17 protein-coding genes and 2 tRNA genes are annotated in these 22,898 nt (G+C 34.6%); 7 read left to right on the forward strand and 12 right to left on the reverse strand.

The window, feature by feature from the left end; translation table 11 throughout:
* Positions 1 to 6: 6 nt before the first annotated feature.
* A complete protein-coding gene (locus ACOQOS_RS08280) occupies positions 7 to 786 on the forward strand; it encodes a DUF3667 domain-containing protein (protein ID WP_420574502.1) in 780 nt (259 codons plus the stop codon).
* Position 787: 1 nt separating this feature from the next.
* Here the strand turns inward: ACOQOS_RS08280 and ACOQOS_RS08285 are convergent, their stop codons facing one another.
* Together ACOQOS_RS08285 and truA are read right to left on the reverse strand one after the other, a co-directional pair.
* The gene (locus tag ACOQOS_RS08285; RefSeq protein WP_420574503.1) at positions 788 to 2,557 is read right to left on the reverse strand and encodes an ABC transporter ATP-binding protein; all 1,770 of its coding nucleotides are present in this window, start codon (positions 2,555 to 2,557) and stop codon (positions 788 to 790) included.
* Positions 2,550 to 3,302, reverse strand: coding sequence for a tRNA pseudouridine(38-40) synthase TruA (gene truA / locus ACOQOS_RS08290; protein ID WP_420574504.1), 753 nt, complete (start codon positions 3,300 to 3,302; stop codon positions 2,550 to 2,552). The genes ACOQOS_RS08285 and truA overlap by 8 nt, the downstream gene beginning before the upstream one ends.
* Before the next feature lie 184 nt (positions 3,303 to 3,486).
* Here truA and ACOQOS_RS08295 point away from each other — a divergent pair, with 184 nt between their 5' ends.
* The 3 genes from ACOQOS_RS08295 (at position 3,487) to ACOQOS_RS08305 (ending at position 5,922) form a co-directional block, all read left to right on the forward strand.
* Entirely contained in the window at positions 3,487 to 3,984 is a 498-nt protein-coding gene (locus tag ACOQOS_RS08295) for a metallophosphoesterase family protein (protein WP_420574505.1), read from the forward strand.
* 39 nt (positions 3,985 to 4,023) lie between these two features.
* The gene (locus ACOQOS_RS08300; protein ID WP_420574506.1) at positions 4,024 to 4,653 is read left to right on the forward strand and encodes a hypothetical protein; all 630 of its coding nucleotides are present in this window, start codon (positions 4,024 to 4,026) and stop codon (positions 4,651 to 4,653) included.
* A gap of 72 nt (positions 4,654 to 4,725) precedes the next feature.
* The gene (locus tag ACOQOS_RS08305; protein ID WP_420574507.1) at positions 4,726 to 5,922 is read left to right on the forward strand and encodes an ankyrin repeat domain-containing protein; all 1,197 of its coding nucleotides are present in this window, start codon (positions 4,726 to 4,728) and stop codon (positions 5,920 to 5,922) included.
* 14 nt (positions 5,923 to 5,936) lie between these two features.
* Here ACOQOS_RS08305 and ACOQOS_RS08310 read toward each other — a convergent pair whose 3' ends face one another.
* The 5 genes from ACOQOS_RS08310 to ACOQOS_RS08330 form a co-directional block, all read right to left on the reverse strand.
* Positions 5,937 to 6,482: a hypothetical protein gene (locus ACOQOS_RS08310; RefSeq protein WP_420574508.1), complete on the reverse strand. Its 546-nt coding sequence runs from the start codon at positions 6,480 to 6,482 to the stop codon at positions 5,937 to 5,939.
* Positions 6,483 to 6,512: 30 nt separating this feature from the next.
* Positions 6,513 to 7,274, reverse strand: coding sequence for a hypothetical protein (locus tag ACOQOS_RS08315; protein ID WP_420574509.1), 762 nt, complete (start codon positions 7,272 to 7,274; stop codon positions 6,513 to 6,515).
* Between the two features lie 16 nt (positions 7,275 to 7,290).
* On the reverse strand, positions 7,291 to 8,103 hold the full coding sequence (locus tag ACOQOS_RS08320) for a DUF2589 domain-containing protein (RefSeq protein WP_420574510.1): 813 nt from the start codon (positions 8,101 to 8,103) through the stop codon (positions 7,291 to 7,293).
* Between the two features lie 231 nt (positions 8,104 to 8,334).
* A complete protein-coding gene (locus ACOQOS_RS08325; RefSeq protein ID WP_420574511.1) occupies positions 8,335 to 9,189 on the reverse strand; it encodes a hypothetical protein in 855 nt (284 codons plus the stop codon).
* 230 nt (positions 9,190 to 9,419) lie between these two features.
* Positions 9,420 to 9,833, reverse strand: coding sequence for a DUF4293 domain-containing protein (locus ACOQOS_RS08330; RefSeq protein WP_420574512.1), 414 nt, complete (start codon positions 9,831 to 9,833; stop codon positions 9,420 to 9,422).
* Positions 9,834 to 10,013: 180 nt separating this feature from the next.
* Between ACOQOS_RS08330 and rho the strand changes: the two genes are divergently transcribed.
* Positions 10,014 to 11,738 (forward strand): transcription termination factor Rho, encoded by a 1,725-nt coding sequence (rho, locus tag ACOQOS_RS08335; RefSeq protein WP_420574513.1) that lies wholly within the window; start codon positions 10,014 to 10,016, stop codon positions 11,736 to 11,738.
* Between the two features lie 150 nt (positions 11,739 to 11,888).
* On the opposite strand, the gene rpsT is transcribed toward rho, so the two are convergent.
* The 4 genes from rpsT to proS all read right to left on the reverse strand — a co-directional run bounded on the left by rpsT (position 11,889) and on the right by proS (position 13,956).
* On the reverse strand, positions 11,889 to 12,140 hold the full coding sequence (gene rpsT / locus ACOQOS_RS08340; protein ID WP_420574514.1) for a 30S ribosomal protein S20: 252 nt from the start codon (positions 12,138 to 12,140) through the stop codon (positions 11,889 to 11,891).
* A gap of 42 nt (positions 12,141 to 12,182) precedes the next feature.
* Positions 12,183 to 12,254, reverse strand: a tRNA-Glu gene (locus tag ACOQOS_RS08345).
* A 73-nt stretch (positions 12,255 to 12,327) separates the two neighbouring features.
* A tRNA-Glu gene (locus ACOQOS_RS08350) sits at positions 12,328 to 12,399 on the reverse strand.
* 78 nt (positions 12,400 to 12,477) lie between these two features.
* A complete protein-coding gene (gene proS / locus ACOQOS_RS08355) occupies positions 12,478 to 13,956 on the reverse strand; it encodes a proline--tRNA ligase (RefSeq protein ID WP_420574515.1) in 1,479 nt (492 codons plus the stop codon).
* Between the two features lie 100 nt (positions 13,957 to 14,056).
* On the opposite strand from proS, the gene ACOQOS_RS08360 reads away from it, so the two are divergent.
* Entirely contained in the window at positions 14,057 to 15,070 is a 1,014-nt protein-coding gene (locus ACOQOS_RS08360) for a hypothetical protein (RefSeq protein WP_420574516.1), read from the forward strand.
* A 47-nt stretch (positions 15,071 to 15,117) separates the two neighbouring features.
* On the forward strand, positions 15,118 to 16,641 hold the full coding sequence (locus tag ACOQOS_RS08365; RefSeq protein ID WP_420574517.1) for an OmpP1/FadL family transporter: 1,524 nt from the start codon (positions 15,118 to 15,120) through the stop codon (positions 16,639 to 16,641).
* Positions 16,642 to 17,051: 410 nt separating this feature from the next.
* Here ACOQOS_RS08365 and ACOQOS_RS08370 read toward each other — a convergent pair whose 3' ends face one another.
* On the reverse strand, positions 17,052 to 22,799 hold the full coding sequence (locus ACOQOS_RS08370; protein WP_420574518.1) for a lectin-like domain-containing protein: 5,748 nt from the start codon (positions 22,797 to 22,799) through the stop codon (positions 17,052 to 17,054).
* Positions 22,800 to 22,898: the final 99 nt, after the last annotated feature.

Here is a 22,898-nt window from a genome sequence, read left to right on the forward strand (position 1 = left end):
AAACCTATGCAATGTAAAAATTGTGATTATCCACTAGAAACTACCCATAAATTTTGCGCCAATTGTGGAGCTAAAATAATTCACAATAGGCTTACATTAAAAATTTTGTGGAAAGATTTTTCAAAACGTTTTTTAAACTATGACAATACCTTACTAAAAACGGTTCGCGGTATGTTTTCAAAGCCCGAAGTTGTCATTGATAGTTTTATCCAAGGAACGCGCAAAAAGTATTTAAATCCTATCAATTTTTTCTTAATCAGTTTAGCAATCACAGGATTGTATAACTTTTTATACAAGACATTCTTGCTAGAAGAAACCATCGCTTTTTATGAAAATGCCTTTAAAGGTTTTTATCAAAATGATTTAGCTTCAGAAAGTTCTATGAAAGGTTTTTACTTTTTTATGGAATATTTTAATTTGTTTGCCTTTTTATCAATTCCTGTAAATGCGCTGGTTACCAAGATTGCTTTTTTAAATTACAAAAAGTATAATTACACAGAACACATTGTACTTAATCTCTATACAATTTCTCAGTATCAACTAGTCGTATACTCACTGTTTATTCCTTTGCTTTTCTTGTCTATAGAAGTACAAAACATCTTGAGTTTATTGTCAATAGCCAGTTTATTTTTTTACTTCTTTTATGTACTCACAAGAGTATTTAAACTCAATACTAAGCAACTATTTACAAAGGCTTTTATCATTTTTACTATAACATCAGTAGTCTTCCTATTACTCCTTATTTTAGCTATAATTATTGGAGTTTTATATAAAGTGTATATGTAGTTTACTTGTCAGATTCTTGTTGAATAAACTGTACTTCATATAGATTTTTGTAATATCCGTTTTCTATTTGAAGTAATTCGTCATGCGAACCTTGTTCTACAATATTTCCTGCATCCATTACAATAATGGTATCTGCTTTTTTGATAGTTGCCAATCGATGTGCTATGACAATGGAAGTTCTACCTTTGGTAATTGTATCAGTAGCAGTTTGAATGAGTTGTTCTGAATATGAGTCTACTGATGAGGTTGCTTCATCCAAAATTAAAATACTAGGATTTGTGACATACGCTCTTAAAAACGAAATTAATTGTCGTTGCCCAGAAGACAACATGCTACCACGTTCTTTTACATTGTATTCGTAATTGTTTGGCAAATTCATAATGAAATCGTGCACGCCAATTTGTTTTGCTGCTGCTTCAACAGTTTCTCTAGTAATCGCAGGGTTTTGTAAGGTGATATTGTTTAATATGGTATCTGCAAATAAAAATACATCTTGTAAAACCACCGCAATTTTTTCGCGTAAAGCTGTCAATTTTATATTTTTTATATCAGTTCCATCAATGGTAATCGTTCCTGAGTCAATTTCGTAAAAACGATTTAACAGATTGATAATTGTAGATTTTCCTGCTCCAGTTGCTCCAACAATAGCAACCGTTTGTCCTTGCGCTACATTAAATGAAATTCCGTGCAATACTTCTTCATCTTCAATGTATGAGAAATGCACATCTTTAAACGATAAACTTCCTTTTACATCTATTGAAGTCAGCTTTCCGTTGTCTTCTATCTTACTTTCTGTATCTAAAACTTTAAACACGCGTCCGGCAGCAACCATTCCCATTTGCAAGGTGTTGAATTTATCTGCTATTTGACGTAAAGGCCTAAACAACATTCCAATCATCATGATAAATGCTAAAATAGATCCTAATTTTACAGATGAATTTGTCGCAGACATCAATCCTCCATACCAAACTATTAAACCAATAGCAATTGAATTTGCCAAGTCTGGAATTGGAAAGAAGATAGAGTTATACCAAATGGTTTTTAGCCAACCTTTTTTATGTTTTTCATTAATTTCTTTGAAGTTTGCGAATTCTCTTTCTTCTCTTGAGAATAATTGAACGATTTTCATTCCTGTAACACGTTCTTGCACAAAGGAGTTTAAGTTAGATATTTGCGCTCTTACTTCTTCAAAGGCAGCTTTCATTGCTTTTTGAAATACACGAGTTGCATAAATGATTAACGGAAGAATCGCGAAAACAATTAACGATAATTTCCAACTCATAAACAACATTACTGTAATTACTACTAGCATTTTGAGTAAATCTGCAATGATGACAAATAATCCTTGACTAAAAATACTCGCTATAGTTTCTATGTCACTTACAGCTCTAGTAACCAAACGACCTACAGAAGATTTATCATAATACGCCATTTTAAATTGCAGCATATGATGAAACAGTTTTTTTCGAATATCTTTAATAATACTTTGTCCAAGCCAGTTTGCGTAGAATACAAATAGAAATTGAAATATTACTTCACATACCAAAACACCTAACATAAAAAGTATGTAAATTAACAAACCATGCTTGTCTTTAGTTACGATGTAATCATCAACCGTAATTCTTAATAAAATGGGTCTTGCTACTGCAAATACAGATAATAATATTGCTGCAATTGCTACAAAATATAAGGTAAATTTGTACGGATTCGTATATGTCAATAATCGTTTAAAAAGACCGACATCAAATACTTTTCCTGTTACTTTAGCCATGCGTTGTAAATGTTTCTGCGGGATAGGTCACAGCTGTTAAATATAATGCTTTTCCTGGTACCGAAGTCCCTGCTTTATTTCGATCTCTCGATTCTATTATTTTTTTAAATCCTTCTATAGATAATTTCCCTAAGCCTACTTCTATCAACGTTCCAACAATGGCACGCACCATGTTTCTTAAAAAACGATCCGCGCGAATTGTGAAAACTAAAAGTTCACCTTTTTGTTCCCAAACCGCTTTTTCAAGTTTACAGATATATGTTTTTACGTCTGTATGCGTTTTTGAAAAACATTTAAAGTCATTGTAATTAAACAATTCTTGCGCAGCTTCATTCATCAAATCAATATTTAGCTGCTTGTAAACTGTATGTGCAGATTGATTGTAAAAAGGATTTTTAGCGCTTACAATCAAATATTCATACGTTCTTCCTGTAGCATCAAATCGTGCATGTGCATCTTTCTTTACTTGATGAATTTTCTGAATGGCTACATCTTTTGGTAAAAATGAATTCAGCTTAAATGTTAGTTCTGTTTGATTAAATACTATGTCAGTATCAAAATGTGCATACATCTGTTTGGCATGTACACCAGCATCTGTTCGTCCTGCGCCGACAATAGCAGTTTTAGATCGCAACAATGTAGATAAAGCTTTTTCGATAACTTCTTGTACAGAAATAGCGTTTGGCTGGTTTTGCCAACCGTGATATTTTTCGCCATTATAAGAAAGTTCAATGAAGTATCTCAAGGTAATTTTGCTACTTTTGTTTCAGACTGACAAAGATAAGTTTTAATTCATTATTTTACGGGAATTCACATTTATTTAGCAAAGTTTTACTCAATAATTGAAGTTTAAACATATTGAACTTTAATTCAATATTTTGAAGGCGAATTTCTCATCAATAGTTCACAGGTTTACCGAAAACGGTTTTATGAAGAAAATTTTACTATTATCCGACACACATAGTCATATTGACGATCAAATTTTAAAACATGTACAATATGCTGATGAAGTATGGCACGCTGGCGACATTGGCGATTTGTCTATAACTGATACTATTCAGAAATTGAAACCCTTACGTGGAGTTTATGGAAATATTGATAACGATAAAGCACGTATGGAATTTCCTGAACACAATCGTTTTATGTGTGAAGGTGTTGATGTTTGGATCACGCATATTGGCGGTTACCCAAATAAATATAATGTACGTGTACGTGAAGAGATTCGGAAAAATCCACCAAAACTTTTTATTTGCGGACATTCACATATTTTAAAAGTGATGTTTGATAAAAAACTGAATTTACTACATATGAATCCTGGCGCATGTGGAAAACACGGATTTCATAAAGTCCGTACCATGCTACGCTTTGTAATTGATCAAGATAAGATTAAAGATTTAGAGATTATTGAACTCGCCAATCGATATTAATTTAGAATTAATTACATTTAGAGAAACAAAATAATTCTAATGCAAGAAGAAGAAATCAAAAGCATTAATAACGCCATAAAAAGAGCTGTAAAAAAGAAAAATGTTCCCGAACTCCGCAAGTTGGTTGACAGTATAGAATTATCAAATATTCGAGTTCCTTTTCACATTGCTGTAAATACAGATGATCAATGGTTTCCATTGAAAGGTTATGTAGATATGATCGAAATTCTCGGTGATAAAGGTCTCGATGTCAATATAAAGAGAAACGGAAAACCACCTTTAAATTTGATTGCTTCCAAAGGACAAGGCACTGGTTATTTGGAAGTGTACGCTTATATTGGTGTGTATTTACTTCTTCATGGAGCAGATGTAAAATTACTCGATAATAAAGGAAAAAGTGCATTATTTCACGCACTTACAGGTTGTAATGAACCAAACTTTGTTGAAGCTTTGATTGATGCAGGTTCAGATGTAAATTTAGTGGTTCCGAATAACGGACAATACACAAGTCCTTGCGATATTAGTATTCTTGGACAAGCATATTGGAACGGACATCAATTTTTTGATCTGTTAGTAGAAAGAGGTGCAAAAATGACGGAAGATGAAATTAATTATTTGAAATCAATTAACAGACCTTTACATCCTAAAGATTACAAGCCTGAAAATTAATTCGTTCAAGAGCTTCGTTACACTTAAAAATTTTACTTTATCAAAATCTTATAATATCATTCAAAAAACTATATGGACTACAACAAAGAACTCATCATCGCTGCAGAAAACGGTAATTTAGAAACTGTGCAAGATTGTATTAACAATGGAGCAGACGTAAATTTTATGGGACCAAATTCTGGAGCATTGCATTGTGCTGCTTTTAACGGACATAAAGAAATTGTACTATTGTTACTTAATCATGGTGCAAAATTGGATGTCGCTGACCAACAAGATTTTTATCCTTTGCAATTAGCTGTTTCAAAGGAACACAAAGCTATTTGCGAAATTTTAATCGAAAATGGCGCTGATGTTTTAGTTGAAACTGACAAAAAAGGAACCTTGCTACATTTAGCCGCAGCTATAGATTTTACAGCTATTTTTAAAATAGAAAAGATTAAAGAAATTGATTTAGAAGCCAAAGATAGTTTCGGGCAAACCGCCTTGAATGTTGCTGCTACTTCAGGAAGCTACCTTATGATTGGAGAATTACTTCGAATGAAAGCTGATATCAATACAACCGATAATTACGGTGCGTCTCCTCTACTCAATAGTATTATGCATTTAGATAATACCAAAATTCAAGACTGGGAAACAACTGGAGAGAATGACGGTGTTCGTGTAAAGTATAAAATTACAAATGGTTGGATGCAGTACATTAAACCGTATACAGGTGATGCTAATGATTCGTATACTGACATGGAAACCTGGGAACAAGAAGAAATTAGTGAATATTCTTGGACACCAGATGGACTGGAAAAGTATTTAAACGCTATTAGTTGTATTAGTTTGTATACAAATAGAAGTAATTTAGATAAAGAACATACAGATAATGCAGGAAGTTCTGCGACTATTCATGCTTGCTCAGTAGGAGAACCAGAAATTATTAACGAATTATTTTCTAAAGGCTTTTCGTTTGATGTTAAAAATGAACAAGGTACACATTGCTTACACTATTTAGCACGAAGCAAACGTTTAGATGGCTTGAAAGCTTATTTTAAACTCCATGAAAACGCCAATCCAAATGTGCTAGACAACAACGGTTGGACACCTGCACATTATTTAGCAGATCAAGGCGGACATCCAGAAATGGCAAAACTTTTAATTGAAAAAGGTTTGGATGTTACTATTGGAAGTACTGCCGTATTTGCAAGTTATAGCAAAGGTATTACAGCCGCTGAAGTAGCAAAATATTGGGACGACGACGAAATGGCGAAGTTGTTAAGCTAATATATTTAGGTCTGTTAGGAAAAATCAATTTCCTCTGCCATAATTCGCAATACATCCGATCGGTTTACCATTGTTAATACTTTAGCCATACTCGCTCTGAGTTGCTCATGATTTTTAAAACTTTCAAAAATTCCCATGATGTAAGTATTGAAATCTATATGTGCTTCATAACGAATCATTCCTGCTTGTTTTGCTAGCTGTAATAGTTGTGCTATGATTTCACGCGCTTGTTGTACTTTGTATTCAATAGGTTCTAAAACCGCTTGCAATACGCCTTGCGCCGGATATAATATGGTAGAAGCTACATATAATTGTTCTTTACGTTTAGACGAATTTTTCTCAGAGGATAACAAAGGAGTCATTAGCTGACTCCTTAATCCTGCTATCTCTGAACATTGCGCGTAGTTATATGTTTTTAAGAATTCTTCCGATTCCTGTAGCCAAGTTGTCAATTCTGTTATAAAGTGTACATCTTTTTCTCCTAACTTGTCTGCTAAATTGGGAACTTGAAACAAGAAGGCTTTACATTTTTCTACGATATCTACTAAAGATTTGTTCATTGGTATTGTATTACATTTTTTCTCTTATGATTATTCTGGTAAAAGCTTTGAATTGCTTGTTCCATCTTCATTTTCAATGGTATGCCATTCCATGCCTTCTTCAAGAACGGTCATTTTAATAAAAACCATGTTTTCGGTTTTTTGTTCTTTCAACCTACTAGCTTCTACAATTACGTTTGCATTTTCTATACTTCGTTGAATTTCTTTTGGCTTGATAGAAGACTGCAAACGTGAAATCATCTTCTCACGAATCACATCTTTGGTTATCTGCGCCATTTTTTCTGTATTTTTTTCTCCTTTTGTTTCTTTTGATTTGATAGCTCCAGTTGCCAAACTTGCAGATGTTGATTGCGTTGGCGTTTTGATTTCTAATGCTTGTATTGCAATTTTCTCTGAAAATTTCTGCAAAGCTACATCAACGTTTTCTCCAGATTTCAAATTTCTTTCTAGTTCGTCTGCATGAAGGTAAAGTGCTTTTCGCAGTTGTAAAGATGATTTTCTGTCAAAGCTTCTCACTTGATATACATTGGTAAGTTCGTCATACGCTTGTGAGACAAACGTTTTATTATCAATCGGTTGATAATCTATCGGTTCTGAAGTTTGCACTTCATCTATTGCGATGGGAATCGTAAATTCTACATTTTGCATTTTCATTCTCGGAATAGAGAAATGCTTTAATAAACGATGCTGTGCATATTGTTCAGCAATGTTGGCGGATTCGATATCCGCCAATACTCTTGCTTGATTTACACTAGCGACTAATGTCCCTAAATAATCTTGTAAATTTGCCATTGTTTAATTTTTAACTTTAAGCTGCTGGAGTTGAAACAATTGCATTTTCTAAAATTCCTAACAGTTTTTCCATTCCTGCTGGCATTTCATCTTGTACAGCTTTTACATGTACTGCCATTGAATATGTTTTTTCAATGTTGAATCCTTGCTGCGACTTACGTTTGTAAGATGCAGAAACATTCAATCGTGCTGATCCACCTGGCCAACGTTGCTTTAATGTTAGATTTCCTTTAACACCTGCTTCTGTTTCTACATTTCTAGATTCAACCGAATTAATTTTTGCGTTAAAATCTACTGTGGTTTCATCAATACGAATAAAAGGAATTGGCAACATTGTTAAGATTGGCACTTCAATCTGCATTTCTTGAAATTTTGCAGGAATTCCTTGCACTGTTCCTACTGTAGCATCAGCAGTTGCGTCTCCTACAACTGTAACAGTTGCATTTGTAAATCCATTTCCTCCATTTTCTATTTCAATACGTTGTACAGCGTCTGTACCATCTAAAAATGCTTTTGCCGTAGCACCAGTTCCATCTCCAGCTATGGTAACAATTGGAGGTTCTGTATATCCACTTCCTCCATTAGTAACATCAATAGAAATAACTTTTCCTATATTTCCTTCTTGATATGGTGCAACTTGTTTTGGGTATTTAAAAGACACATAAATTGGTTCTTTGTCTTCTGTAAAACCTACTTTTTGGATAAAATCTACCGAACTCATTGAAGCTTGTGCTTGCGCATTTACTACAGAAATTAACGGTCCTCCAATCATAGATTCAAAATCGATACTTGCCAGTTCTTGTCCTGGATTATATTTTGATAAACTCATAAAATTGTTTTTTGTTTCACCTACTCTATTCATTAGGCTTTTCGGTGTTCGCCTGTTCATTTTCGAAATTGTACAGGACAAAATTGCTACTATTCTGAAAGAAAAAATCAAGGAAGAAAACTAGATTGTTACAGGGAAAACACTATTTAATTTTTAGGGAAATCACTAAAAACAAAAAAACCTCAGTATTCGCTGAGGTTTTATTATTTGATACAATGGTATTTATTTTTCTTAGCTTAATCCGCTTAAAATAGCAGCTGCATAAGCTTCTGGATCGTTCCCACATTTTTCGATATCGTCGTACAACCAGATAAATCCGCCTTTAATTTTGTCTTTTTTCCACTTTGTGAATTGACTTTTTATTTGTTTAGGATCCATTCCTTGTGTACATCCATCACCGTTTTTACACCATAATCCTGGATCTATGAAACCTGGAGCATCAAAATTACTTCCCATTGCACTTTGTAAAGGATCAATCCAGTCTTTTTTCACTCTACCTATATTATATGCTCCACCAGCATAGCATTGTAAATTAAACCCTGTAACCAACCCAGGATTTGTTACTTCTATACATTTTAAGCAATTAATCCAAAATGGGCTGTTTGTATAAGGACAGAATGTAACTTCTTTATATCCTATCTTTGCTAGCATACGACTAAATCTTACAATAGTATTAATATTGTAGTTTCCTTCATCATCATAATCAATACCATCTATTGCAGGAATAACATGAAGTAATGTCTCAAAATTTTTAAATAAAATACTGCTAGGTCCATCTCCCTGAGTATTCAATAAATTCATGATATGATAAAAATCATTTGTTTGCCAACCTCCAATAGAGAATAGAATTCTATTAACACTTCCTCCTTCTTTTACTTCTTCTAATTGTTGTCCCCAAGATTCTTCTCCAACATATTGTCCATTAGTAATAATCAGAGTATCATTATAGGCAATATCACCATTTGGTCGCACATGAAGTGCCCAACAAACTACTGTTGTAAATCCAGTTTCTTTGATTGCAGGTAATGCAGAGTTTGGACCAGGATAAAAAGGCCCTCCTCCATAAATTGATGCTGTAAGTTCCATAATAAAAGTTTTATAGGTTTGTTTTCTGTAAACTTACAATTCAATTATATCGAATTTCAGCGTGATTTTCTTGATTTTAAAATTCCCGTACTTCTACTTGGTTTGATTTTTCCTTGATGATTTTACTACTCTAAAAACTATTTATTTACAATTTAGAGTTAAACTAAAAAAACTCCAAAGGTTTGACACTTTGGAGTTTCTTACGCACTAAGATTACTAAGATGTTAGGTTTATCGTAATCGATCTACAGATTTTACAAGGTCTTCATCCTTCTTAATTGCTCGGTTTGCGAGCACTAATAAAACGATAGAAATAATAGGAAGAATAACCCCAATACCTTTCTCAGAGATTTTACCAACCTCTCCAGATAAATTTAGCATTCGATATACAAATATCCCTAATAAAATAAGGTTAAATAAGATGTTGAAACGATTCAACACAAATTGTAATTTTCTGTTTTTAAATAAGAAGATAGTGATTAAAGCTATCACAGCAGATGCCATAAACAAGCCTAAGTATAAAGGTTCGTCTTTAGCAAAAACTTCTACTTCATTTTCTAATGTATACAAGTTTAATACAAACGTTAAGCCACCAGCAATTGCTGCAACTAATATCATATATATACTCTGTATTCTTTGAATCATATCTTAAAAATGGATCACAAAAATAATGGTTCTTTTCATAAAATACTATTTTGTTTATTAAAATAAATTTGTATTATTGCATAGACAATTCATAATCTATTGTTAATAATAGATTTACACACTTCTTACGAGTATTTTTATCACTCATTTTTCAAAAAAAAATTCATTACAATCCAATAAATGTTAGAAATTTCAGAATTAAAAAGCAAAAAGCTCCCCGAATTACAAGAAATAGCAAAGACTTTAGCTGTTCCGAAGTATAGAACTTTAAAGAAATTAGATTTAATTTATAAGATATTAGATCTTCAGGCAAGTAATCCTGAGTCAGTAGCACCAATTACCAAAGCCGAACCAAAAACTAAAAAAGCCGAGGAGACTCCAACAAAGAGAAGGCGAATTAAACGCGAACCTAATCAACGAACTGATAAGCCTACTCCTCCGACTCCAAGTCCACAAAAAAAGTCAGAGCCAACTTCTTCTGAAAAATCTAACACTCCGACTCCTAAACAAAACAAACAAACACGTAAGACTTCTGACAAGAATCAAAAAAATAATGCTCCACAAGCAAAGAAAGATGATTCTAAGAAATCTGGAAAGGAACAATCGGATACAAGTAATAACAACAAACAACAGAATAACAATAAGAAAGATCATTCTCAACAGAATAACAAACACAATAATAAGAAAGATCATTCTCAACAAAATAATAAGCATAATAAGAAAGACCATTCTAACAAGAATAACGGAAATAAAGATCAACGTAATCGTTATCGTGAACCAGATTTTGAATTTGACGGAATTATTGAGAGTGAAGGTGTTTTAGATATTATGCAAGATGGTTATGGATTTTTAAGATCATCTGATTATAATTATTTGTCATCACCTGATGATATTTATGTATCACAATCACAAATTCGTTTATTTGGATTAAAAACTGGAGATACTGTTTTAGGTATTGTAAGGCCTCCAAAAGAAGGTGAAAAGTACTTTCCTTTAATTAAAGTTAGTAAGATTAATGGTTTAGATCCGCAAGTAGTAAGAGATCGTGTTGCTTTTGAACATTTAACACCATTATTCCCTGATGAGAAATTTAACTTAGCTGAACGTCAGAGTACAATTTCTACACGAATTATGGATTTGTTCTCTCCTATCGGAAAAGGACAAAGAGGAATGATTGTAGCACAGCCAAAAACAGGTAAAACAATGTTATTAAAGGATGTTGCTAATGCAATTGCAGCAAATCATCCTGAAGTATATCAAATTGTTTTACTTATTGATGAGCGTCCTGAAGAAGTTACAGACATGCAACGCAATGTAAAAGGAGAAGTAATTGCCTCTACATTTGATAAAGAAGCTTCAGATCATGTAAAAGTTGCAAATATTGTTTTAGAGAAAGCAAAGCGTTTAGTAGAGTGCGGACACGATGTTGTTATCTTACTAGATTCAATTACGAGACTTGCAAGAGCCTACAATACAGTACAACCAGCTTCTGGAAAAATATTAAGTGGTGGTGTAGATGCAAATGCACTTCACAAACCAAAGCGTTTCTTTGGAGCCGCTAGAAATATCGAAGGTGGAGGATCTTTATCAATCATTGCTACTGCATTGACTGAAACAGGCTCTAAAATGGACGAAGTAATTTTTGAAGAGTTTAAAGGAACTGGTAACATGGAACTTCAATTGGATCGTAAGATTTCTAATAGACGTATTTTCCCTGCGATCGATCTTACTTCTTCAAGCACACGTAGAGATGATCTATTACTTGATGAGAACACAATTCAACGTATGTGGGTAATGCGCAAGTACCTTGCTGATATGAATCCAGTTGAAGCTATGGAATTTATCAATCAGCGTATCAAACAAACCAGAAATAACGAAGAGTTTTTAATCTCTATGAACGCATAGACAAATAAAAAGCTCATATTTTATATAAAAAAAGCTGCTTACATTTCATAAGCAGCTTTTTTATGTTAGGATTTTAAGTAAAATTTAGGCATAAAAAAAACTCCAATTAAATTGGAGTTAAATATCTTAATAAGTTAAGTTACTTTAATATTATAAAGCACTAACGTGTTTAGCTAGTTTAGATTTTAAGTTAGCTGCTTTGTTATTATGAATAACATTACGCTTTGCTAATTTATCAATCATAGAAGCTACGTTAGAGAATAAAGCTTCAGCTTCTTTCTTATCAGTCAATCCTCTTAATTTCTTAATAGCATTACGAGTTGTTTTGTGCTGATATCTATTTCTTAGACGCTTAGTCTCGTTGCTTCTGATTCTTTTTAATGCTGACTTGTGATTTGCCATCTCTCTTCTTAATTATCTTTGTTCTTTAAACTTAATGTTTAGTAGCCCGTAGGGGATTCGAACCCCTGTTACCAGGATGAAAACCTGGCGTCCTAACCCCTAGACGAACGGGCCATCATTTTTCAATGAGGTTGCAAATTTAATCCAATAATTAATATTTGCAAATAAAACTTACAGAAAAAATTAGTAGCCCGTAGGGGATTCGAACCCCTGTTACCAGGATGAAAACCTGGCGTCCTAACCCCTAGACGAACGGGCCATTATTTCTGTTAGCGGATGCAAAAATACAACTATTTTTATATGCTCCAACTATTTTTAAAAGTTTTTTTCTTTTTTTTTAATAAGCTTTCGCAAATAACACTCTCTGAGTTGATTTCTGCCCCGAATATACACATTTTCCTTCTTCTTCCAAAGCATCTAATGGAATACAGCGAATTGTTGCTTTTGTAAGCTCCTTTATTTTGTTTTCGGTTTCAGCTGTACCGTCCCAATGTGCAGAAACAAATCCACCTTTGTTTTTTATTGTATCTTTAAATTCATCAAACGTATCTACTACTGTAGTGTTTTGATCTCTATAGCTTTTAGCTTTTGCAAATAAATCTTCTTGAATTTGCTCTAGAAGGCTTAAAACAGTTTCTACAGCATTTTCTTGTGCTACTGATTGTTTTTCAAAGGTATCTCTACGTGCTATTTCTAATGTTCCATTTTCTAGATCACGTGCTCCCATGGCAATTCGCAAAGGAACTCCTTTTAATTCCCATTCAGCAAATTTCGCTCCTGGACGCAAAGTATCTCTTTTATCAAATTTAACAGAAACTCCTTTATCTTTTAATTGAGTAGAAATTTCTGCAACTTTTTCTGCTATTGCATCAAATTGTTCTTCATTCTTATATATAGGAACAAAAACTACTTGAATTGGAGCTAATTTTGGAGGCAATACTAATCCAGCATCATCACTATGAGTCATTATCAATCCTCCCATTAATCGTGTAGAAACTCCCCAAGAAGTTGCCCATACTAATTCTTGTTTGCCTTCTCTTGTTACATATTTTACATCAAAAGCTTCTGCGAAGTTCTGACCTAAGAAATGTGACGTACCAGCTTGTAATGCTTTTCCATCTTGCATTAGAGCTTCTATAGTATATGTGTCTAGTGCTCCAGCAAAACGTTCACTTTCAGTTTTTGCACCTTTTACTACTGGCATTGCCATAAAATCTTCAGCAAATTCAGCATATACTCGTTGCATTTGTAAAGATTCAGTTACTGCTTCTGCTTTTGTTGCGTGAGCCGTATGACCTTCTTGCCATAAAAACTCTGCTGTTCTTAAGAATAAACGTGTACGCATTTCCCAACGTACTACATTTGCCCATTGGTTTATTAAAATAGGAAGGTCTCTATATGATTGAATCCAATTTTTATATGTATTCCAAATAATGGCTTCACTTGTAGGACGAACTATAAGCTCTTCTTCTAGTTTTGCATTTGGGTCTACCATTAACTTTCCTTCTTTATCAGGATTCGTTTTTAGTCGATAATGTGTCACAACCGCGCACTCTTTTGCAAAGCCTTCTGCATTTTTTTCTTCCGCTTCAAACAGGCTTTTAGGTACAAATAGCGGAAAATATGCGTTTTCATGTCCCGTTTCTTTAAACATTTTATCTAATTGAGCTTGCATTTTTTCCCAAATAGCATAGCCATATGGTTTAATTACCATACAACCTCTTACAGCTGAATTCTCGGCTAAGTCAGCCTTTACAACCAATTCGTTATACCATTTTGAGTAATCTTCAGTTCTCTTAGTTAATTTCTTGCTCATTCTTAGTAGTTTGGCACAAATATTGTGAATATGTTAAATATAAAATAGTTTCGACAAAACTAACTATTTTTGTATTGTTCAACAATTAATTTTAGGAGATATGCGAGTAATTTACCATTTAAAAAACAACATCAGCGCTGTATACGTTTTAGCATTAACTTTTTTGACATTAACATCATGTGGCACATATCAACAAGCCACATACGATGATGGCATTTATGGTTCGGAACAAGAACAAGTACAAACAACTGAAGTTGCTAATCCTAGTAATAATGCATATCAAAATTACTTTGAACAAAAATCAATGGAGGCTGACGATATCTATGGAGACGGAGATGTCTTTACAGACGTAGACTCCTACTCTAGCCAAAATAATGTTGACACAGAAACTAATGTTGAAGCAATTGGATATACCGAAAGTTACTCTCCTTGGGGAGAAACAGCCAATGACATTACCATCAATGTATACGGAGGAAATGGATTTGGCTGGAACAATTGGGGCTGGAATAACTGGGGATGGAATCGCTGGGGTTGGAACCGTTGGGGTTGGAACAACTGGGGATGGAATCGTTGGGGATGGAACAGTTGGGGTTGGAACAACTGGGGATATGGTGGAGCTTTCTGCGGAATTTACTCTCCATATGCTGGATTTTACGGTGGAGGGTTTTATAATCCATATTGGAGATCTCCATACGGATACGCTTACGCATACAACAGAGGAAGAAGAACTTACGCAAATAGAGCTATAGCAAACAGAAGAGCAAACTATTACTCGAGAAGTAGTAACAGAAACAGCCGCTATTCTAACTCGCGTTCTTCTAGAAGAAACAACAGTTCTGTTCGATCTTCAAGAAATAGTAGAAATACAAGAGCAACACGAAATACACGAAGCACAAGATCAACTCGTGCTACAAGAAATACAAGATCTACGAGGTCAACACGTGCTACGAGAAATTCACATACAAGATCTACAATCACCCGACCTTCTACAAGATCTAGAGTTAATAGTTCTAGACCTTCAAGTAGTAGAGGATCTTTTTCTAGATCATCTAGCGGAAGCAGCAGATCAAGCGGATCTAGCAGAGGCGGCGGAAGAAGAGGTGGAAGAAACTAAATCACACACATTAACATATATCCCTAAAAATAATACTAAATTAAATTATGAAAAAAGTATTCATACTATTCATAGGTGTTCTTGCTATGTCTGTAAGTAACGCCCAAAACGTTGACGACATTGTTCGATTTTCATCAGAGGATTTAAATGGAACAGCACGTTTTAAAGCAATGAGCGGAGCTTTTGGAGCTCTTGGAGGTGATTTCTCAGCATTTTCAATAAACCCAGCAGGCTCAGCTATTTTTAGCACTAGCGAAGTTACCGTTTCATTAAGTAACTACAACAACGACAATGATGTTTCATACTTTAACTCTACAGTTAATAGAAATGATTCTGAATTTGATCTGAATCAAGCTGGAATTGTTTTTGTTTTTAATAATATGGACAATGGAGACTGGAGGAAAATTTCTTTAGGACTAAATGTTCAAAACAATGGTAATTATTACAATAACTATCTCGCTGCTGGAAGAAATAACAACTCGAGAGGAATTGCAGATTACTTTGTTATCCTAGCCAATGGGCAATTTTTAGGAGATATTGCACAGCAAATTGATGAAAGCGACACAGATACTTATTTATTTTTAGGTGAAAATATTGGTTTTGAAGCACAACAAGGTTTTTTAGGTTATGAAGGTTTTATCATTAATCCAGTAACAAACGACAATGATAATACTGCTTATACTTCGAATGCTGACTATTCAGACGGAGCAGATCACGAATATTTAGTTCAAACTTCTGGTTTCAACAGAAAATATACATTTAATGTAGCTGCACAATACAGAAATAATCTATACTTAGGATTAAATATTAACTCTCATGATGTAGATTATAGAGAACGAAAAGTTTTAACTGAAAGTCCAGTGAATTTAGGTTCTGGATTACAATATGCAGAATTTTCTAATGAATTGTACACGTATGGGACTGGAATTTCTTTTCAAGTTGGAGCCATCTTAAAGTTACAAAACATTCGTTTAGGAGGTTCATATCAATCTCCAACTTGGTATAGCTTAAACGATGAATTAATTCAAGGACTAAGCACTGATTTCAGAAATCCTACAAGTCCTACAGAAATTTTAAGACGTGATATTTTTCCAAATGTTGTAAACGCATACAGAGAACATAGAATTGTATCTCCAGGGAACATTACCGGAAGTTTTGCTTACATATTTGGAAAAAAAGGACTCATCAGTTTCGATTATTCTTTAAAAGATTACGCGAATGCTAAATTACGTCCAACTAACGATTTCCTTGCAACAAACAACAATATAGAAACTCAATTACAAGCTGCTTCGACCTACAGAATTGGAGGAGAATACAGAATCAAACAATTTAGCTTACGTGGAGGATACCGCTTTGAAGAAAGTCCATATCAAGACGGAACAACTATTGGTGATTTAGAAGGATACTCTCTTGGATTAGGATATAATTTTGGCAGTTTAGCTATAGATCTTGCTTACGACAGAAGTGAACAAGTAAGAAATCCACAACTTTTTCAAGTTGGTTTAGTAGATCGCGCCAACATCAACAACATAAATTCAAACGTTACTTTATCTGTTTCGTTTAAACTATAATATTACATCATCACAACCGATTTGATTACCTTAAAAAGCTTCATTTATTACAATGAAGCTTTTTTATTTTGTTAAAAAACAATCTAAGTTTTTATCACAAATCTTGGAAATATATTTTTTTGCGAATAATCTCTTTTTACAAAATGACTTATAGAATGCAATCATCACGAAACAAACTATTAATTATACTACTAAGTTTTCGTATTGTTTGAAACTACGCAGATTCAATTTATTGTTTGATTTCAGCTTAATTTCCATCACATTCTCTCATAACTGATTTCGCTTTAACTTCCCAAAAGAAATAACAATAATACGAGCAATTAAATTTACCTATACCATGAAATTTTAAAATAAAAAAACCGAAGATTATGTTTCTTCGGTTTTTTGTATGTATTTCTTTTTTGTTTGAATTATCTCTTCAAAGTAAAGTTTCTGATAAATTCTTTTGGTGTCCCATCAAATGGATCTACATATTCTACTCTAAACCAATAGTCAGCCGATGGCATTGGTGTTCCATTGTAGGTTCCATCCCATCCTTGTCCCGCTGGACTGATCTGCTTTAATAACTTACCATATCTATCAAAGATGTAAATCTTTGCACTTGGTTGGTTTCTAAGTCCGATGATGTTCCATGTTGGGTGATATTCATCTCCGTTCGGTGTAAAGAACTTCATGTAGTCGATCAATTCGAAGGTTCTTACCAGCTCTCCACATCCATTGGTATCTCTTACCGTAACAGTATGCTCTCCTGGACGTAAGTCTAAGAATTCTCCTGTCGTTTGCCAATCACCATCATCCAATTGGTATTCATACACTCCTGATCCTCCTGATGCCGTAGCCACTACATTGTGCGTGTCTGCAAAGGCTGGTGTAGTAATCTGGATATTCAATACACTTGGTACTGAAGATGCTTCATAAGTAACACTATCACTGTATGTACAGTTGGTTGGATGGTTTCCATCTGTTACCGTTACACTATATTCTCCTTCTGTAGTTACAGATACTGTAGCCGTTGTTGCTGGTCCATTTGGCGTAGTCCATTGATAACTAAAGCCTGCTCCGAAGTCTACGCCAATGATTCTTTCTTCTAATGCCTGTCCTTGATCATCCACACATAAGATATCATCTGCTGGTAGGGTAAACACTGGTAATGGATTCACCTGTAAGTTGAATAAGATTGGATCTGATAAACATCCAGTCATCATCTGTCGAACTCTTGCATATAAGGTCTGTGGATTAGATGTATTCATATACGTTGAAGCATTAGTGATCGCATTGATATCCATTGCTGCATCTGCCGCTGTTTCATAGTACACTACTTCCATATCCATTTGTCCATTGATGATCGTTGCATCTAAACTTGTCAAATCAAAGATCGCTGTGTCTTGATCCGCCTCGTCTACTGCACATAACTCATAGGTTGCTGGCGCTGTTGCCGTTGGAATTGGTTCTACACTAAGCTCTAAACTAGCAATATTGTTGGTATTCACACAACCTGTTGCAGTGTTCTCCACTCGGATAAATACCGTTTGTGGATCACTCGTGTTTTCAAATCCATTCACAAGGGCATTGGTATTAGCTAGTGCATCAGCTACTGTTGGGTGATAACTCACCGTAAAGTCTGCTATCATCTGTGGTGCTGTTAATAGATCTAAGGAGTTGGTAACCACATCCCAATCAAATTGTCCCACATTATCATTGTCATACTCACAGAATACATATGTAAATGCGGTAGCTGTTAATTCTGGTAGTGGATGAACCACCACTGGTAAAGCTACTACCTTGTAACATGGTAACATATTACTATCAATCTGGATGTCACTCTCTACTCGTACATAGATAATCACTTGTCCATTCATATCAGCATTCGCCATATTCACATTGTGCATCGTTGGATCTACTATTGGATTGGTGTCTGCCTCCGCATCTGCCTCTGTCGTATGGTAACTAACCGTTACATTACTTTCATTGTCTACAATCTCTGCCTCGGATTGTGTCAAATCAAAGATCAACATGCCATTGGCTGCATCTCCATCACTATCATCATCACAAGCCTCTAAAATCGTTGGCATTGTGTTTGGTGTTGGAATTGGAAGTACACGAAGTGTCATCGTGATATCCGTTGTACAACCGGCTGCATTGCTGGCTCTGATGTACAACACCTGTGGATTGCTTATATTTTGATATGCTGTTGGATCTGCTATTGGAGTATCATTGTCTAAATCCATTTGACTTGCATAATACGTCAAAGTTAAACTTGTGTCTCCTCCTGTGATCTCTATATATTTATCAGTAAGATCAAAACTACTAATCTCATCACTCTCATCTCCACTCTCTAAGTCATCACATAATGAGAATGGTGTTGGTTGTACCAGCACTGGTGGTGCTACCACAATGATATCAAAACTACCTATAGCATAACACTCCGTAGCATTATCTTCTAAACGTACCCAGATCGTTTGTTGATTGATCGTAATGTTGATGTAGTCTGTAAGGTTGACTATCGGTGATACTGCATCAATCGCATCTTGTTCGCTCTCATGGTAACTCAAGGTAAAGTCTCCTGGTGTCTGATCGCCATAGATTTCCATCTGTGTTTGAGTTAGATCAAACATCGCAAATCCATCCGATGGCTCTTCATCACAAGCCTCTAAATCGGTAATGTTTAGTGGTAATTCTGGAATTGGAACAACCGTTAAGGTTAGTGGTGTCACTGTAAAACAACCTGTAACAGTGTTTGTCGCTAGCACATAGATCGTCTGGGTGTCCATCATGATATTCGTGTATGGACTTGCCAGTGGATTTAAGTTGTTGTTAGCATCAGAGGCTGTCTCATGGAAACTATAGACCACATCTGGCTCATTGTTGATAATATCGTTGATCAATGCTGTTAAATCAAATGCAACAAATCCATCATTGTCATCATCACATTCATCGGCGCTCAACATTCCATTTGGATCTAGTGTTGGACTTGGTAATGGATTCACTCTAATATCAAAGGTAATTGTGTTTTGACAACCAGTAGTATCATTAGTTGCCAATACAAAGATTGTTTGTACACCAACCTCTGCATTGCTATAGGCTGTTGGATCCGCTATTGGCGTGTCATTGTCTAAATCCATTTGACTTGCATAGTACTGAAGACTAATTCCTGGCACACTATTGAGTAAATCTTCTGCCAAAGAAGTCAAATCAAATACTTCAATTCCATCATTAAGAGTGATAGCATCACAGGTTTCTAATCCTGGTAATTGTGTAAGTACCGGAAGCTCATTGACAATCAGAGTCAGATTGGTGATACTTGCACAGTCCGTAGCTTGATCTTCCACACGTACCCAAATCACTTGTGGACTCGGTGGTATGTTACTGTAAGCATTTATATTGTTGATCTCACCTGTGGTAGTTCCTGCAATAGCATTGGCTTGCGTGTTGTAGTAACGAACCGTATGAGTTAATGGATCTTCTCCGTTTAATAGATCGACCTCTGCTTCTGTTAAGTCAAATTGTGCAATTTGATCTGCACTCACATCATCACATTCTGAGAGACTCACAGCATCAAGTGCAGCAATCTCTGGAGAATCATGAACAATTAACTCCAAGGAAACTACATTGAAACAACCTGTAAGTACATTTTCCACACGTACATATATCGTTTGGTTATACGCATTGATATTCGTGTAAGTATCTGCCAGTGGGTTTACATCATTGTCTGCATCTTCTGGCGTTTCGTGGTATGACACTTCAATATCAGTTTGCATTCCTCCCGTGATTTCATTTTCAGTACTTCTAATATCGAAGATTCCAAAACCATCATTATCTGTGTCACAGTATTCTAATGGAGTCGCTGGAAACACTTGTAACGCATCTACTACGGATATATTTAGAGAAGTTGTAACATAACATCCTGTATTTGCTGTTTCAACTCTTACAAAAACTATTTGAGGGTTACTGATATTTGTGTATGGAATTGCTAGTGAATTTGTATCATTTTCAGCATCAGTTAGTGTTAAATAGTATCTTACAGATAATCCAGGGATTCCTCCTGAGATTTCATCATTTTTTACATTTAAATCTATAGCAGTAAACCCATCAGCAATCTGATCATCGCAAACAATTAAATCCGTAGGTGTATTTGCCGTTGGAAGTGTTTCAAATAAAATATTAAAAGTAGTTACAGCAAAACAATTATTTCCAGTTTGCGTACTTTCTACTCTAGCATAAATAGTCTCACCATTAGTTCCTGTATATGTAGAAGGAAGTGAATTTATACTATTCTCTGCGTCTGTTTGACTTGCATGAAAAGATATATTAAAATCTACAGGGTTTTGCCCACCTATAATATCCGCTTCTTGCGTTGAAAGATCATAATCTTCAAAACCATTGTTATCAACATCGCAAGCAATCATATCCGCTGGCTGATTTGCTATTGGTTGATTGTTTACACAAAATTCAAAGTTAGTTGTATCATAACACATTGTATTTGAGTCATTTTCTAAACGAACAAATATTTGTTCACATTGACTGGTATTTGTGTATGGAAATGTAAGTGGATTTATATTATCATCAGCATCCATTTGACTTGTATGATAGCTTACAGAATATAAAGTAGAATCTTGAGTTCCTAAAACAATTGCATTGAGTGTAGAAAAATCAAATTCTTCTACACCATCATTAGAGTTATCATCACAAACAGAGAAATTTATTATTGTATTCGCTATTGGAAATACATCTAAAAACAGTTGAAAAGAAGTAGTCGAAAAACAATCATTTCCAGCCTCAGTACTTTCTACTCTTACAAAAATAGTTTCCCCATCACTTCCTGTGTAAGTAATTGGCAATGGATTTATATTATTATCTGCATCATTTGCGTTAGTATGGAATGTAATAGCTACATCAGTAGCATTTTGCGCTCCTAAGATTGTAGCTTCTTGCGTTGTAAAATCATAATTTTCTAAACCATTTCCATCCGAATCACAAGCATTCATATCATTTGGCTGATTTGCAACAGGTAGAACATTTACGCAAATTTCAAAACTAGTAGTACTATAACATGTTGGATTTGCATTGTTTTCTAAACGAACGAATATTTGTTCACATTGACTGGTATTTGTATAAGGAAATGTAAAAGCATTTAAGTTATTGTCAGCATCTGCTTGACTTGAATGATAAGTTATTGTAAATAATAATGGATCTTGCGCCCCTAAAACAGTTGCGTCTAACGATGAAAAGTCAAACTCTTCGACACCATCATTTGTTGAATCGTCACAAACAGTAATATCCGAGACCATATTTGCTGTTGGAGATGGTTCTACAGTAATTGTAAAACTTTCTTGTATAATGTCAGCACAGCTATTTGCAATATCAACCGTATATGTTGTTGTTGTCACAGGTGTAAATACTGGATTAGGAAGCGTAGGGTCACTAACACCGGTTGTTGGCGTCCAAGAATAAGAAGTAGCACCTGTTACTGTTGCGTCAACTGACCCTAGAGATGCGCCTTCACAAATAATTTCATCACCAAAAGCTAGAGAATTTGCAAAAGAAACATAGTCAAAGCAAACACGTTGTAAGTTAACTGCTCCACCGGTAGATCCCGTAAAGCCAAAGTATGCTTGTGAAATACCTGCAAATAAATCCGTTACAATATCCCCTGTGTATGAAACACGCAACGAACAATCAAAATATACGTCTAATGTAGTCGTAGCTGCTGTCCACTCAATTCGTATAATGTGTTCTGTTCCATCCTCAATATTTGTAGATGTGGGAGATGCTTGTATTGGTCCTGCAAGATTAGTTGTTCCATTATGATCATTATTTCCTTGACTAACAATAGCAAGATGATCAAAAAAAGGATCTCCTAAATCATTGTTTTGCCACGTATCAAATTCGATAGCTAAAGAGTTATTAATACCTTCATACCCCATTCCGCCTCCAGAATTCCCAATTTCGGGAGCTTGTGTATTTTTAATAATAAATGTAATTCCGTCTGCTCCATTTGCATCGTTTGTACCGAAGAAGCCTCTAAACTCAACTACAAAATCTTCTGTCATATCAATAGGAGTTCCTGACCAGATAGCTCCAGATTGATTATTTACATTCTGAGTAATTTCAAAGCAGTCTCCACCAATATCAATTGCATCCCCAATTAAAGAAGGCATTAATTGCGCGTTTAATTGAACGAAAAACAGGATAAAAAATATGTTAAACATATTTTTTATCCTGTTTGTATATTTTGCTAAAATCATTGTCCTACAATT

It is taken from the genome of Kordia sp., assembly GCF_965224175.1.
GTDB lineage: Bacteria > Bacteroidota > Bacteroidia > Flavobacteriales > Flavobacteriaceae > Kordia.